The sequence below is a fragment of the Streptomyces pseudovenezuelae genome (genome assembly GCF_001513955.1).
GTDB lineage: Bacteria > Actinomycetota > Actinomycetes > Streptomycetales > Streptomycetaceae > Streptomyces > Streptomyces pseudovenezuelae.
On sequence record NZ_KQ948152.1, the window covers coordinates 223,549 to 237,472 of the forward strand.

At 71.6% G+C, this 13,924-nt stretch carries 10 protein-coding genes; 6 read left to right on the forward strand and 4 right to left on the reverse strand.

Features of this window, described 5'->3' with window-relative positions:
* Positions 1-36: 36 nt before the first annotated feature.
* The gene (locus tag AQI94_RS35340) at positions 37-2,898 is read left to right on the forward strand and encodes a DEAD/DEAH box helicase (RefSeq protein ID WP_031049327.1); all 2,862 of its coding nucleotides are present in this window, start codon (positions 37-39) and stop codon (positions 2,896-2,898) included.
* 71 nt (positions 2,899-2,969) lie between these two features.
* Here the strand turns inward: AQI94_RS35340 and atzF are convergent, their stop codons facing one another.
* From atzF to AQI94_RS35360, 4 genes are read right to left on the reverse strand one after another with little or no spacing between them, the layout of a single operon-like run.
* Positions 2,970-4,616, reverse strand: coding sequence for an allophanate hydrolase (atzF, locus tag AQI94_RS35345; protein WP_031049322.1), 1,647 nt, complete (start codon positions 4,614-4,616; stop codon positions 2,970-2,972).
* A gap of 14 nt (positions 4,617-4,630) precedes the next feature.
* On the reverse strand, positions 4,631-8,152 hold the full coding sequence (locus tag AQI94_RS35350) for a 5-oxoprolinase/urea amidolyase family protein (protein ID WP_031049319.1): 3,522 nt from the start codon (positions 8,150-8,152) through the stop codon (positions 4,631-4,633).
* Entirely contained in the window at positions 8,149-8,745 is a 597-nt protein-coding gene (locus AQI94_RS35355; RefSeq protein ID WP_031049317.1) for an urea amidolyase associated protein UAAP2, read from the reverse strand. The genes AQI94_RS35350 and AQI94_RS35355 overlap by 4 nt, the downstream gene beginning before the upstream one ends.
* On the reverse strand, positions 8,742-9,566 hold the full coding sequence (locus tag AQI94_RS35360; RefSeq protein WP_031049315.1) for an urea amidolyase associated protein UAAP1: 825 nt from the start codon (positions 9,564-9,566) through the stop codon (positions 8,742-8,744). Before AQI94_RS35360 ends, AQI94_RS35355 begins: the two co-directional genes overlap by 4 nt.
* Positions 9,567-9,969: 403 nt before the next feature.
* Here AQI94_RS35360 and AQI94_RS35365 point away from each other — a divergent pair, with 403 nt between their 5' ends.
* The 5 genes from AQI94_RS35365 (at position 9,970) to AQI94_RS35385 (ending at position 13,915) form a co-directional block, all read left to right on the forward strand.
* Entirely contained in the window at positions 9,970-10,635 is a 666-nt protein-coding gene (locus AQI94_RS35365) for a TetR/AcrR family transcriptional regulator (RefSeq protein ID WP_031040560.1), read from the forward strand.
* 260 nt (positions 10,636-10,895) lie between these two features.
* Positions 10,896-12,485: a sensor histidine kinase gene (locus tag AQI94_RS35370; protein WP_167364539.1), complete on the forward strand. Its 1,590-nt coding sequence runs from the start codon at positions 10,896-10,898 to the stop codon at positions 12,483-12,485.
* Complete coding sequence (locus AQI94_RS35375; RefSeq protein WP_007380839.1) at positions 12,482-12,889, forward strand: roadblock/LC7 domain-containing protein; 408 nt, start codon at positions 12,482-12,484, stop codon at positions 12,887-12,889. Before AQI94_RS35370 ends, AQI94_RS35375 begins: the two co-directional genes overlap by 4 nt.
* A complete protein-coding gene (locus AQI94_RS35380; protein WP_031040569.1) occupies positions 12,886-13,314 on the forward strand; it encodes a DUF742 domain-containing protein in 429 nt (142 codons plus the stop codon). Before AQI94_RS35375 ends, AQI94_RS35380 begins: the two co-directional genes overlap by 4 nt.
* On the forward strand, positions 13,295-13,915 hold the full coding sequence (locus tag AQI94_RS35385) for a GTP-binding protein (protein ID WP_031040572.1): 621 nt from the start codon (positions 13,295-13,297) through the stop codon (positions 13,913-13,915). The genes AQI94_RS35380 and AQI94_RS35385 overlap by 20 nt, the downstream gene beginning before the upstream one ends.
* Positions 13,916-13,924 lie beyond the last annotated feature (9 nt).

Consider the following 13,924-nt stretch of genomic DNA (forward strand, 5'->3'; position numbering starts at 1 on the left):
CGTGAAGACCGGGTTTCGCGGACCCCGATACGGATAATGATCGTCCTGTTGTCAGTGGTGCCGGGTACGCTCGAAAGCACGATGACAGAGGACCTCTCACCGGCCGAGCGGTACGCGGCAGCCCGCCTGCGGGCAGCCGAGCAGGCCACCGCGCTCGCGGGCTTCCGCGAGATGTACGACTTCGGTCTCGACCCCTTCCAGATCGAGGCCTGCAAGGCTCTCGAAGCGGGCAAGGGCGTGCTGGTGGCCGCCCCGACCGGATCCGGCAAGACGATCGTCGGCGAGTTCGCCGTCCACCTCGCCCTCCAGCAGGGCAAGAAGTGCTTCTACACCACCCCCATCAAGGCGCTGTCCAACCAGAAGTACGCGGACCTGAGCCGCCGTTACGGCGCGGACAAGGTCGGCCTGCTCACCGGCGACAACAGCGTCAACTCCGACGCCCCCGTGGTCGTGATGACCACCGAGGTGCTGCGCAACATGCTCTACGCGGGCTCGCAGACCCTCCTCGGCCTCGGATACGTGGTGATGGACGAGGTGCACTACCTCTCCGACCGTTTCCGGGGCGCCGTATGGGAAGAGGTGATCATCCACCTTCCCGAGTCGGTGACCCTGGTGTCGCTGTCGGCGACCGTGTCCAACGCCGAGGAGTTCGGCGACTGGCTCGACACCGTCCGCGGCGACACCCAGGTGATCGTCTCCGAGCACCGGCCCGTGCCGCTGTTCCAGCACGTTCTCGCCGGGCGGCGGATGTACGACCTGTTCGAGGAGGGCGAGGGCAACAAGAAGGCTGTCAACCCCGATCTCGCGCGGCTGGCCCGGATGGAGGCCCAGCGGCCGTCGTACCAGGACCGCAGACGCGGCCGGGCGATGCGCGAGGCCGACCGGGAGCGCGAGCGGCGGCAGCGGTCGAAGGTGTGGACGCCGAGCCGGCCCGAGGTCATCGAGCGGCTGGACGCCGAGGGCCTGCTGCCCGCGATCACGTTCATCTTCAGCCGCGCCGCGTGCGAGGCGGCCGTACAGCAGTGCCTGTACGCGGGACTGCGGCTCAACGACGACGAGGCGCGGGGCAGGGTGCGCGCCCTCGTCGAGGAGCGCACCGCGTCGATCCCCACCGAGGACCTGCACGTCCTCGGGTACTACGAGTGGCTGGAGGGCCTGGAGCGCGGTATCGCGGCGCACCACGCGGGCATGCTGCCGACCTTCAAGGAGGTCGTCGAGGAGCTGTTCGTACGCGGCCTGGTCAAGGCCGTGTTCGCCACCGAGACGCTCGCGCTGGGCATCAACATGCCCGCGCGCTCGGTCGTGCTGGAGAAGCTCGTCAAGTGGAACGGCGAGCAGCACGCCGACATCACCCCCGGCGAGTACACCCAGTTGACGGGGCGTGCGGGGCGGCGCGGCATCGACGTCGAGGGGCACGCGGTGGTGCTGTGGCAGCGCGGCAGCAGCCCCGAGCACCTGGCGGGACTGGCCGGCACGCGCACGTACCCGCTGCGCTCCAGCTTCAAGCCGTCGTACAACATGGCCGTCAACCTGGTCGAGCAGTTCGGGCGGCACCGCTCGCGCGAGCTCCTGGAGACCTCGTTCGCGCAGTTCCAGGCCGACAAGTCGGTCGTCGGGATCTCCCGGCAGGTGCAGCGCAACGAGGAGGGGCTCGACGGCTACAAGGCCTCCATGACCTGCCACCTCGGCGACTTCGAGGAGTACGCGCGGCTGCGCCGCGAGCTCAAGGACCGCGAGACGGAGCTGGCCCGGCAGGGAGTCTCCCAGCGGCGGGCCGAGGCGGCCGTGGCGCTGGAGAAGCTCAAGCCGGGCGACGTCATCCACGTGCCGACGGGCAAGTACGCCGGCCTCGCGCTGGTCCTGGACCCCGGCCTGCCCGCCGGCCGGTCCAACGGCCATCGGGGCTTCGAGCACCACGACGGCCCCCGGCCGCTGGTGCTGACCGCCGAGCGGCAGGTCAAGCGCCTCGCCTCCATGGACTTCCCCGTGCCGGTCGAGGCGCTGGAGCGGATGCGGATCCCCAAGTCCTTCAACCCCCGCTCGCCGCAGTCCCGTCGGGACCTGGCCTCCGCGCTGCGCACCAAGGCCGGGCACATCCCGCCGGAGCGGGCCCGTAAGAAGCGGGCGCAGGCGGCCGACGACCGCGAGATCGCACGACTGCGGACGGAGATCCGGGCGCACCCCTGCCATGGGTGCAACGACCGGGAGGACCACGCCCGTTGGGCCGAGCGCTATCACCGGCTGCTGCGCGACACCTCGCAGCTGGAGCGGCGCATCGAGGGACGCACGAACACGATCGCGCGGACCTTCGACCGGATCGTGGCCCTGCTGACCGAGCTGGACTATCTGCGCGCCGACGAGGTCACCGAGCACGGCAAGCGGCTGGCCCGGTTGTACGGCGAGCTCGATCTGCTGGCCAGCGAGTGCCTGCGGGAAGGCGTCTGGGAGGGGCTCGGCCCCGCCGAACTCGCCGCGTGCGTCTCGGCGTTGGTGTACGAGTCCCGGGTGGGCGACGACGCCATGGCGCCCAAGCTGCCGTCCGGCAACGCCAAGGCGGCGCTCGGCGAGATGGTGCGGATCTGGGGGCGGCTGGACGCCCTGGAGGAGGACTTCCGGATCAACCAGACCGAGGGGGTCGGGCAGCGGGAGCCGGATCTCGGGTTCGCCTGGGCCGCGTACATGTGGGCCTCGGGGAAGGGGCTGGACGAGGTGCTGCGGGAGGCGGAGATGCCGGCCGGGGACTTCGTGCGGTGGTGCAAGCAGGTGATCGATGTGCTGGGGCAGATCTCGGCGGCGGCGCCGGTCTCCGGGGGCGAGGGGTCCACGGTCGCGAAGAACGCGCGCAAGGCTGTTGATCTGTTGCTGCGGGGGGTTGTGGCCTACTCGTCGGTGGGGTGACCGTTCGGCAGGCGGGCGCGGGTTGACTGTGGCTGGTCGCGCAGTTCCCCGCGCCCCTGGGGTGGGTTTATCTACTCGGCGTTCAGATAGAGCCGCCAGCCTCCGTGTGCCGTGATGTCCCTGGCGTCCGTGAGGGCGGACGGCTCGCAGAGGAAGCCGGGTACATCGGTGCCGTCGGCCAGTTGCACGCTGCCGAGCGCCATGGGCCGGGGGAGGGCGGACAGGAGCCGGCCGAGGCCCGCTGCGGACATCTTCCAGATCTCCACCTCGATCTCTGCGCCGCCCTCGCCCACATGTTCCAGACCGGGCTTCGGTGGCGTTGTCAGCAGGGCGTGCAGCCGGTACACCGGGGCCGTGGTCGTCGTACGGTCCAGGCGGGCGCCCAGCGCGAGGAGTTGCGGGTTCAGCGGCTGGCCCGTCAGGTGGGCGCCGACCACCGCGAGCCGGGTCTCCGGCTGCAGGAGGCCCGCGATCCTCGCCAGGCGCTCGTCGGTGTGGGCCGGGCCGATCAGCATCACCCCGAACGGCAGGCCGTTCACCTCACCGGCCGGGACGGCGACCGCGGCCAGGTCGAAGAGGTTCGTGGAGTTGGTGAAGCGGCCCAGGCGGGCGTTGGCGCCCAGCGGGTCGGCGGCGACCTCGGCGAGGGTGGGGTGGCCGGGGGCGGTGGGCAGGAGAAGGGCGTCCGCGTCGGCCAGTTGCTCCAGGGCGCGGGCCCGCAGCGCGCTCAGGCGGTCCATGTCCGCGTAGAGCCGGTGGGCCGGGAGGTCCCGGGCCCGGGTGATGATCGCGGCGACCGTGGGGTCCAGGAACGGGTCGTTCGCCGCTGTCGCCTTGTCGACAAAGTCTCCCACCGCCGTGTAGCGCTCGGCCACGAAGGCGCCCTCGTAGAGCATCGCCGCGGCGTCCGTGAAGGGCGTGAGGTCGAGCTCGCGCACCACCGCGCCCGCCGTGACCAGCTGGTCCACCGCCGCCTCGTACGCCTGTGCCCAGCCCGCGTCCAGTTCGCCCAGCTGCTCGCGCGGAGGGATCGCGATCCGCCAGGGGCCCGGAGCGCGGCCGGGGAGGGACGGGGCCGTGCCGGTCGTCATGTGGGACAGCGCCTGCTCGGCCTCCGGGAGGGTGCGGGCGAACACCGTCACGCAGTCGATCGAGGCGCAGGCCGGGACGACCCCGGCCGTCGGGACCAGGCCGCGGGTGGGCTTGAGGCCGACGATGCCGTTGAAGGCGGCCGGCACCCGGCCCGAGCCCGCCGTGTCGGTGCCGAGGGCGAAGTCGACGAGGCCCAGCGCCACGGCGACCGCCGAACCGGAGCTGGACCCGCCGCTCACCCTGGCGGGGTCGTGGGCGTTGCGGACCGCGCCGTGCGGGGAGCGGGTGCCGACCAGGCCCGTCGCGAACTGGTCCAGGTTCGTGGTGCCGAGCACGATCGCGCCCGCCGCGCGGAGCCGGGCGACCACCGGGGCATCGGCCGCGGGATCATAGGCGTACGAGGGACAGCCCGCGGTGGTGGGCAGGCCGGCCACGTCGATGTTGCCCTTGACGGCGAACAGGCGGCCCGCGAGGGGGAGCCGCTCGCCCTGCGCGAGCCGTTCGTCGATCGCGCGGGCCTCCCGCTCGACCTCGTCCCGCGGGCGCAGATCGATCCAGATCTCGGGGCGGTCCACGGCCTCGACGCGGTCGTAGGCGGCGCGGACCCTGCTGACGGTGCTGGACATGGGTCGTTCCTCTTTCACTGTGCGGGCGGGGCCAGGACGAGCAGTGCCGTCCCCGCCTCCACCTGGTCGCCCGGCCTGGCCAGGATCTCCGCGACCACACCGGCCGTCGGCGCGTGCACCCTGGACTCCATCTTCATCGCCTCCAGGGCCAGCAGCGGCTGACCGGCCGCCACCTCGTCGCCCGGCTCGACGTTCAACTGCCATACGGAGGCGGCGAATTCGGCCTCGATCAGGCGGCCGCCCGGAGGGACCGCGATGTCGGCGGGGTCGGCCGCCGGCGTGGACGCGGACTCGGCCCGCGCGAACTCGCCCGCCGCCTCCCAGGCGTCCCGCTCGGTGGAGAAGGCGGACTGCTGGACCGCCCTGAACTCCGCTATGGACTCGGCGTGTTCGCTGAGGAAGGCCTGATACTCGGCGAGCGAGAAGGTGCCTTCCTCGATGCGGGGCACGAAGCGCCCGGACGTGATGTCGGCACGCAGCTCCAGGAGTTCGTCCGCGTCCACCGGATACCACTTGATGCGGTCGAAGAAGCGCAGCAGCCAGGGCGAGCCCGCCTCGAACGCTCCACGCTGCTGCCAGGGCGACCACACCTGGGTCGTACGGCCCACGAACTGGTAGCCGCCGGGGCCCTCCATGCCGTAGATGCAGAGATAGGCCCCGCCGATGCCGACCGAGTTCTCGGCGGTCCAGGTGCGTGCCGGGTTGTACTTCGTGGTCACCAGGCGGTGACGCGGGTCGAGGGGGGTGGCCACGGGGGCGCCGAGGTAGACATCGCCCAGGCCCAGGACCAGGTACTCCGCGTCGAAGACCGTACGGTAGACGTCGTCCACCGTGTCCAGGCCGTTGACGCGGCGGATGAACTCGATGTTCCACGGACACCAGGGCGCGTCGTCGCGCACGCCCGCCATGTAGCGGGCGATGGCCTCGCGGGTCGCCGGATCGTCCCAGGAGAGCGGCAGGTGGACCGTGCGGGAGGGGACGACCAGTTGGTCGGACGGAGGGAGGGAGGCGGTGATCTCCCTTACCGCGATGAGGAGTTCGTGCTGGGCCAGGCGGTTCGGGTCCGTCTGGATCTGGAGGGAGCGGATGCCGGGGGTGAGGTCGGTGATGCCGTCCGGGCCCTGCTCGGCCACCGCCTCCATCAGCGCGTGGACGCGCATGCGCAGCGCCAGGTCGAGCTGCATGGGGCCGAACTCGACCAGCAGGTTGTCGTCCCCGCTGCGGCGGTACGTCACGTCGCCGTCGCGGGCGAGGATGCCGCCGTCCACGATCGCCGGGCGCGCCGAGCCGTCCGTGTCCACGGGCACGAAGCGGACCGTGTCACCGGGGCGCAGCTGGCCCAGCTTCCAGCGCTCGGTGCTGATGACGGTCGCCGGGCACACGAACCCGCCGAGCGAGGGCCCGTCCGGGCCCAGCAGCACCGGCATGTCGCCCGTGTAGTCGACCGCGCCGACCGAGTACGGGGTGTCGTGGATGTTGGAGGGGTGCAGTCCGGCCTCGCCGCCGTCCGCGCGGGCCCAGCGGGGCTTGGGGCCGACCAGGCGGACTCCGGTGCGGGCCGAGTTGAAGTGGACCTTCCAGTCGGCGGCGTAGAAGTCGCGGATGTCGTCCTCGGTGAAGAACTCAGGTGCTGCGTGCGGGCCTTCGGCGGCGGCGATGTGCCACGTGGAGGTGAAGGAGGGACGGTCGGCGACCGGCGTTTCCGTGACCTGGTCTCCCTCGTCCCGGCATCCTTCGCGCAGGACGTCTCCCGTCCGCAGCGCTCGTCCGCCGTGTCCGCCGAAGCGGCCCAGCGTGAACGTGCTCGCGCTCCCGAGGAAGGCCGGGACGTCGAGGCCGCCCGCGAACAGGACGTACGTCCGCAGGCCGTGTTCGGCGGGGGCGCCCACCTCCAGGACTGCGCCCGCGGGCACGGTCACCGGCTCCCACTGCGCCACCGGAATGCCGTCGACGGTGACCGGCGCCGGTGCGCCCGTCACACAGACGGCCGTGGCGTGGGTGAACCTCAACGACGGTCCCTGCAAGGTGCATTCGAGACCCGGGGCCCCTTCCGGGTTGCCCAGCGCCCGGTTGCCGAGCCGGAAGGAACGGTCGTCCATCGGGCCGCTCGGCGGGACGCCGACCTGCCAGTAGCCGGTGCGGCCCGGCCAGTCCTGGACCGTGGTGAGGGTGCCGGCGGCCACGACCTCGATGCGCGGGGTCGGGTCCTTGATCCCGGACAGGGTCGCCGTGGAGTGGGCGGCCGTTTTGAAGTCGCTGTCGGCCAGCGCCGCCCGGACCAGGCCCAGGTTGGTCTCGATGCCGTCGACACGGGTGCGTGCCAGGGCTTCGTCCAGCCGCCGGAGCGCGTGGGCGCGGTCCGGACCGTACGCGATGATCTTCGCGAGCATCGGGTCGTACGACGTCGTCACCTCGGTGCCGGTCTCCACCCAGCCGTCGACGCGGACCCCGGTGGGGAACTCGACCCGCGTCAACAGTCCGGCGCTGGGCCGGTGTTCGCGGGAGGGGTCCTCGGCGTAGACGCGGGCCTCGACGGCGTGGCCGCGCGGGGGGCCCGGCTCGCGCACGACGTCCCGCTCGCCGCGGGCCAGGCGGAGCATCCAGGCGACCAGGTCGACGCCGTAGATCTCCTCGGTGACCGGATGCTCCACCTGGAGGCGGGTGTTGACCTCCAGGAAGTAGGCCTCCTCGCGGGCGGCGTCATAGACGAACTCGACGGTTCCCGCGGACCGGTAGCCGACGGAGGCGCACAGGTCGCGCGCGCTGTCCGTGAGTTGTGCCCGGACGTGGGCGGGGAGACCGGGCGCGGGAGCTTCCTCCAGGACCTTCTGGTTGCGGCGCTGGAGGGAGCAGTCGCGGTCGCCGAAGGTGACGACCGTGCCCGCGCCGTCGCCGAAGACCTGCACCTCGACATGGCGGGCCCGCTCGACGAGCCGTTCCAGGAAGACGCCGGCCGAGGAGAAGGAGGCGGCGGCGACGCGCTGCACCCGGTCCCAGGCGTCGGTCAGTTCGTCGGCGGAACGGCAGGCCGACATGCCGATGCCGCCGCCACCGCCGGTGGCCTTGAGCATGACGGGATAGCCGATGGCTCCGGCCGCTTCGAGGGCTTCGTCGAGGGAGGGCAGCAGGCTCGTGCCCGGCGCCAGCGGCACCCCCGCCGCCTGCGCCGCGGCCCGCGCGGTGTGCTTCGCGCCGAACAGCTCCAGCTGCTCGGGCGTCGGGCCCACGAACACGATCCCCGCGTCCTCGCAGCGGCGGGCGAACGCCGCGTCCTCGGACAGGAAACCGTAGCCGGGGTGGATGGCGCCCGCGCCCGAGTCCTTGGCCGCCTTCAGCACCAGGTCGGCGTCGAGGTACGACTCCTTCGCGGGCGCCGGGCCGAGGCGGACGGCCTGGTCGGCGAGCCGGACGTGGGGTGCGGCCCGGTCGGCGTCGGAGTACACCGCGACGGTCCGCAGGCCCAGTTCGCGGGCCGTGCGGATGATCCGGACCGCTATCTCGCCACGGTTGGCGACGAGGAGGGTGTCGAAGGTCATGCGTCGGCCCCGATCGTCATCGCGACGGGCGTCGGGTCGAAGCCGTTGCAGGGGTTGTTGATCTGGGGGCAGTTGGAGACGAGGACGAGGACGTCGCGTTCGGCGCGCAGGGTCAGGGAGAGGCCCGGGGCGGAGATGCCGTCGACGATGCCGAGGGTGCCGTCCTGCTCGACCGGAACGTTCATGTACCAGTTGATGTTGGAGACGAGGTCGCGCTTTCCGAGGCCGTGCTTCGAGCCCTCGGCGAGGAAGTTGTCCACGCACGCGTGCTGCGACCAGGTGTGGTGGCCGTAGCGCAGGGTGTTCGACTCCTTGGAGCAGGCACCGCCGACCGTGTCGTGGCGGCCCACGTCGTCGGCGGTGACCGTCATCAGCGGGGTGTGCTCGTCGGACATCAGCACGCTGCCCGTGGTGAGGAAGATGCCGCCCTGCGCCTGGATGGTGTCGGGGGCGCTGTAGCGGATCGCCGTGTCGTGGGCGTCGTAGACGAGGAAGTCGACGGCCTGGTTGCCGTGCAGGTCGGTGATGGTGAGCGTCTCGCCCTCGCGGATGACGGAGGACCAGGCGGCGCGGGCCGGAACCACGGTCTTCATGCGTGTCCCTTCGAGGCCAGGAATTCGGCGGTGTTCAGGAAGGCGCGGCGGCCTTCGGGGGTGGCGTCCCAGAGGGGGTCGCCGGCGCGGGTGGGCTCGGCGCGCCAGGCGAGGACCTCCAGGGGGGTGCTGACGTAGGCGGGCCGGGGGTCGGCGGGGTGCGGGACGTTCGCGATCAGGACTGTCACGTCCTGTTCGGCGCGGAGGGTGACGCCGGCGCGGGGGCCTGCGGAACCGGTGAAGTCGAGGCCGCCGTCCTCGCGGATCCGCACGCCCTGGAAGAAGGAGAGGGAGGGCGGGAGATCGCGGGGTTCGAGGCCGTTCGTCGCGGCCGCCAGCTTGAAGAGCTCGCGGCCGGCGGGGGAGGGGCTCTGGGGGCTGCCGTCGCCGTAGCGCGCGGTGTTGCGGGCCAGGGTGGAGGTGCCGCACAGAGCGTCGTGGCGGCCGGAGGTGTCGGCGACGACGCTCGCGAGGACGCGGCCCTGGTCGGACAGGAGCAGTTGGCCCTCACCGAGGTAGGCGTTCCACTGGACCTTGACCGTGTCGGCCACGTTCAGGCGCTCCCAGGGGCGGCCCTCCGCGTACAGGAGGAGGTGGGCGCAGGCGTCGCCGTGGAGGTCGGTGAGGCGGAGTTCGGTGCCGCGGGCGAGGACGCGGTGCGTGTAGTTGCCGCCCGCGACGGTCTCCGCCCACACCAGGGGGCCCGCCGCGGCGGACGGGTCCGGCCAGTCGCCGGCCGGGACGACGGGCATGGCCTCGGTACGGGTGCCCTCCTGCGCACGGGCGTGGTCTCGGGCTCCGTATGTGGTCTCTGTGGCCATGGCGGACCTCCGGCTCCGGGGGGTGTTTCTGTCGCTTGACAGAAATTAGGGGTGGGGGAGGTCGGGGGGGTTGCCCGGGTGTTGCGAGGGGGTTACCGGGGGCTCACGGCGGACGGCGGGCCGGTCGGTTGGTGGCGGGGCGGTGGGGCGGTGGGGGAGGGTTGTCGAGTGTGGCTTGGTGGGGGCGGGGTGGTCGGGTCGTCGGGTGCGGCCCGGTGAGGGCTGGTCGCGCAGTTCCCCGCGCCCCTGGGGTGTTGAGGTTCGCCGGGGTGCGATGCTCGCCCGGAGATGCCTTCACCTGCCTGCCGCTCGCCCCGCGGACGCGGGGGCTGTGTGCTCGGACGCGGTGCCCCCGAGTCGTCGGGTGACGTCTGTCCTGGCCCCGTGTGCGAGGATCGAACGCATGGGTACGACAGGTGGGACGGCGGAGTCCGGGCGGCGGGTCGGCAGGCCGCGGGCCGATCGGCGGCCTGCCAGCGGGCTCGCCCCGCGCGACGAACTCCTCGTCGCAGCGGCCGAGTTGTTCACCTCGCTGGGGTATGCCGCCACCAGTACCCGGGCCGTCGCCGAGCGCGCGGGCATGCGGCAGGCGTCCATGTACCACTACGTCTCCGGCAAGGAGGAGCTCCTCGCCGAGCTCCTGGAGTCCACCGTCACGCCCTCGCTGGCGTACGCCCGTGAGCTGCTCGCGGACGACAGGGTCCCGGCCGAGAGCCGGCTGTGGGAGCTGTGTCGCGCGGACGTCGAGGTGCTGTGCGGTGGCACGCACAACCTCGGAGGGCTCTATCTGCTGCCCGAGGTGCGCGCCGAGCGCTTCGCCGGCTTCCATGCCGTGCGCGCCGAACTCAAGGACGCCTACCGGCAGCTGATCGCCGCGACGGTCGCGGGCGGCGCCCTCGCCAAGAGCGAGCTCGATCTGCGTACCGACCTGCTGTTCGGTCTGATCGAGGGTGTGATCCTCGTGCACCGCTCCGACCCCGAGCGGCCCGTCTCCGCCTTCGCGGAGGCGACCGCGGACGCCGCCCTGCGCATCGTCGGAGTCCGGGACCGGCACCCCGCCGGAAGCTGATCTTCACTCGCCGCGGTGAGCGGTCGGTGAGGGGAGTTCGCACGCCCGTGCGCCATGACTCCTCGTGTTCGAGTGGTGCCTGAGCGTGTAAATGACCCGAGGGTACTCCAGTCACAATGCCCGTTTCAGGCGCTTGCTGAATATGACACGGCGATGATCCGGTCGGACTAAGCTCGCCCGCAGCGCACCGAGTTGATGTGTATTCGTGCGCTTGTTCCCTATATGTGCGACTCCCCGTCGATACGTCTCAGAGGGCCCACATGGTGAGTGTTCAATCCCCCCCAGGACGCCGTGAACTGCCGTATGCGCGCGTGCTGTTGCTCCCCGCCATAGTCATGGCCGCGATGACCGGGACCGGTGTCGCGCTGGTGCAGCAGCCCGCCAGGGCCGCGGTCGGCTGGTGCGGTGCCGTCGCCACGCTGCTGGTGATCGCGGTGGCGGCCGAAGCCGTCCGGCGCGGTCGTGAACTGCGCGAGCAGCGACTTGAGCACATGCGTCACACGGCTCATCTGAAGCAGCGCATCGCCGACCACGACCAGGACCTGATCCGGTTCGCCAAGGAGATCGCGCCCACCGCGCTGGACTGGCTGCGCCGCGGAAGTTCCCCCGGAGAGGTGATTCGCCGACTCGGTGAGTTCGACCCGTCGTGGGCGGACCTGCCCGAGCCGCAGATCCGGCTGCTCAAGACGGTGCTCACCATCGTCGACACCGAGGAGATCATGCGCGACGCCGCGCAGCGCTCCTTCGTGAACATCGCCCGCCGCGTCCAGGCCATCGTCCACCAACAGGCCAACGAACTGCGGGAGATGGAGGAGGACCACGGACGCAACCCCGAGGTCTTCGACGACCTGCTCCGCATCGACCACGGCACCGCGCTGATCGGCCGGCTCGCCGACTCCATCTCCGTGCTCGGCGGCGGTCGCCCCGGCCGCCAGTGGCCCGAGCCTGTCGCGCTGTACAGCGTGCTGCGCGGCGCCATGTCCCGGATCCTGGAGTACCGGCGCATCGACCTCTCCTCGATCGCCAAGGTCAACGTCAAGGGCACCGCCGTCGAGCCGGTCATCCACGCCGCGGCCGAACTCCTCGACAACGCCACCCGGTACTCGCCGCCCCAGAGCAAGGTGCACGTCACCGCGACCGAGGTGCAGACCGGCGTCTGCATCGAGATCGAGGACGCCGGCGTCAGCCTCAGCGAGGAGGCCCGGCTGCGGGCCGAGGGCATGCTGGAGCGGGCCAAGGCCGGCGTGGACTTCCAGGACCTCGGCGAGTCGCCGCGCCTCGGCCTCGCCGTCGTGGGCCGGCTCTGCCAGGCGTACGACATGCAGGTCTCCCTGCGTGCCTCCGCGTACGGCGGCGTCCGCGCCATCCTCGTCGTACCCAGCGACATGCTCACCGACGAGCCCGGCGTCGGACTCGCCCACGGCATCGGCGCCACCGCCGTCCCCAAGGCGGAACTCGGCGCGCTGCCCGGCCCCAAGCGCACCATCAAGAAGCGCCGCCCCACCAGCCCCAAGTTCACGACGCCGGTGTCCATGGAGGACGACGTCCCCGAGGTCACCGAATGGACGGCCAACGGGCTGCCGCAGCGGCGCAGCCGGGTCAAGACCTCGCTCACCCAGCGCTACGCCGAGCAGGCCGAGATCGAACGGGCCGAGCGGGAAGGCCGCCCGACGATCTGGTCGACGGCCCAGCGCGAGCCGGAGCCCGAGCCGAAGCCGGACGACACCCCACCGGGCCTGTGGGTCCAGGCGTTCATGGACGGCCTCAAGCGCCCCACCGCTTCCACCGCCAGTCAGCCGACCGACGAACCGGCCCGTACCGAGGCCGAAGACGAGGGGAACCTCAAGTGATCCAGCAGCGAGGCAACTTCGACTGGATGCTCCAGGACCTCGCCAAAGGCGTACCGGGCATCCAGATGATCGTGGTGCTCTCCGCCGACGGCCTGCGCATCGCCCGCCACGGCGGCGACCCGGACACCGCCGACCGCGTCGCCGCGGCCTGCGCGGGCCTGCAGAGCCTGGCGGGTGCCGTCGCGGGGGAGATCCCGGGCAGCGACGGCAAGATGAAAATGGTCCTCATCGAGATCCACGGCGGCTACTTCTACCTCATGGCCGCCGGTCCCAACGCCTATCTCGCGGTGCTCTCGGACATCATCACCGAACCCGGCCACATGAGCGCCCGCATGAGCGATCTGGTCGTCCGCATCGGCGCGCACCTCACCAGCCCGCCCCGGCGCAACGGGCAGACCGTATGACTCCTCCACAACGCCGACGGCGATTCCCCAAGGCCGGTCAGGAACCGGAACCCCCGACCCCGCAGGAGGGCAAGGCCCAGGACCCACCCGAGGGGCCGAAGAAGAACCCCGAGCGGCTGTACGTCATCACCGGCCCCGACGGAGCCGAGCGCTCGGAACTCGACCTGGTCACCTTAATCGTGGCGCACGCCGACCCACCGCCCTCCGCCACGCCCGAGCAGGCGGCGCTGCTCAGGCTCTGCACGGCCCCCCTGTCCGTGGCCGAGCTGTCCGCCTATCTCAGCCTGCCGTTCAGCGTGGTGACCGTCCTGCTCACCGAGCTGCTGACGGCCGAACTGGTGACGGCGCGCGCCCCTGTGATCCGCCAGGCGCTTGCCGACCGTTCCCTCCTCGAAGCGGTGATGCATGGACTTCAAAGGCTCTGACACCATCCCCGGTCCGCGAACAGAGGACCACCTGCCCCCGACCGCCGAGGCCGCGGTGAAGATCGTCATCGTCGGCGGCTTCGGCGTCGGCAAGACGACCATGGTCGGCTCGGTCAGCGAGATCAAACCGCTGACCACCGAGGAGACCATGACCCAGGCCGGCATCGGGGTCGACGACAACTACGGCTCCGAGACCAAGACGGCCACCACCGTGGCCATGGACTTCGGCCGCATCAGCATCACCGAGCAACTGGTGCTCTACCTCTTCGGAACCCCCGGCCAGGAACGCTTCTGGTTCCTGTGGAACGGCCTGTTCGAAGGCGCGCTCGGCGCGGTGGTCCTGGTGGACACCCGACGCCTCGAAGTCAGCTTCGACGTCATGGACCGCCTGGAGGAACGGGGCGTGCCCTTCGTCGTGGCGGTCAACACCTTCCCCGACGGGCCGCGCCACGCCATCGAGGACCTCCGCGGCGCGCTCGACCTCAGCGCGGACATTCCCATCGTCGAGTGCGACGCGCGCCGGCGGGCGTCGAGCCGGGACGTGCTGATGACCTTGATGCGGTTCCTTCATTCGCTGGCGGTGGAGAAGGCTCCCGTGTGAGCCGAGGCC

Bases quoted from the DNA above. Each gene is read 5' to 3' on its own strand.
- AQI94_RS35380 (WP_031040569.1), top strand. From the start codon at position 12,886: ATGACTCCTCCACAACGCCGACGGCGATTCCCCAAGGCCGGTCAGGAA.
- AQI94_RS35340 (WP_031049327.1), top strand. From the start codon at position 37: ATGATCGTCCTGTTGTCAGTGGTGCCGGGTACGCTCGAAAGCACGATG.
- AQI94_RS35355 (WP_031049317.1), bottom strand. From the start codon at position 8,745: ATGAAGACCGTGGTTCCGGCCCGCGCCGCCTGGTCCTCCGTCATCCGC.
- AQI94_RS35350 (WP_031049319.1), bottom strand. From the start codon at position 8,152: ATGACCTTCGACACCCTCCTCGTCGCCAACCGTGGCGAGATAGCGGTC.
- AQI94_RS35385 (WP_031040572.1), top strand. From the start codon at position 13,295: ATGGACTTCAAAGGCTCTGACACCATCCCCGGTCCGCGAACAGAGGAC.
- AQI94_RS35360 (WP_031049315.1), bottom strand. From the start codon at position 9,566: ATGGCCACAGAGACCACATACGGAGCCCGAGACCACGCCCGTGCGCAG.
- atzF (WP_031049322.1), bottom strand. From the start codon at position 4,616: ATGTCCAGCACCGTCAGCAGGGTCCGCGCCGCCTACGACCGCGTCGAG.
- AQI94_RS35365 (WP_031040560.1), top strand. From the start codon at position 9,970: ATGGGTACGACAGGTGGGACGGCGGAGTCCGGGCGGCGGGTCGGCAGG.
- AQI94_RS35370 (WP_167364539.1), top strand. From the start codon at position 10,896: ATGGTGAGTGTTCAATCCCCCCCAGGACGCCGTGAACTGCCGTATGCG.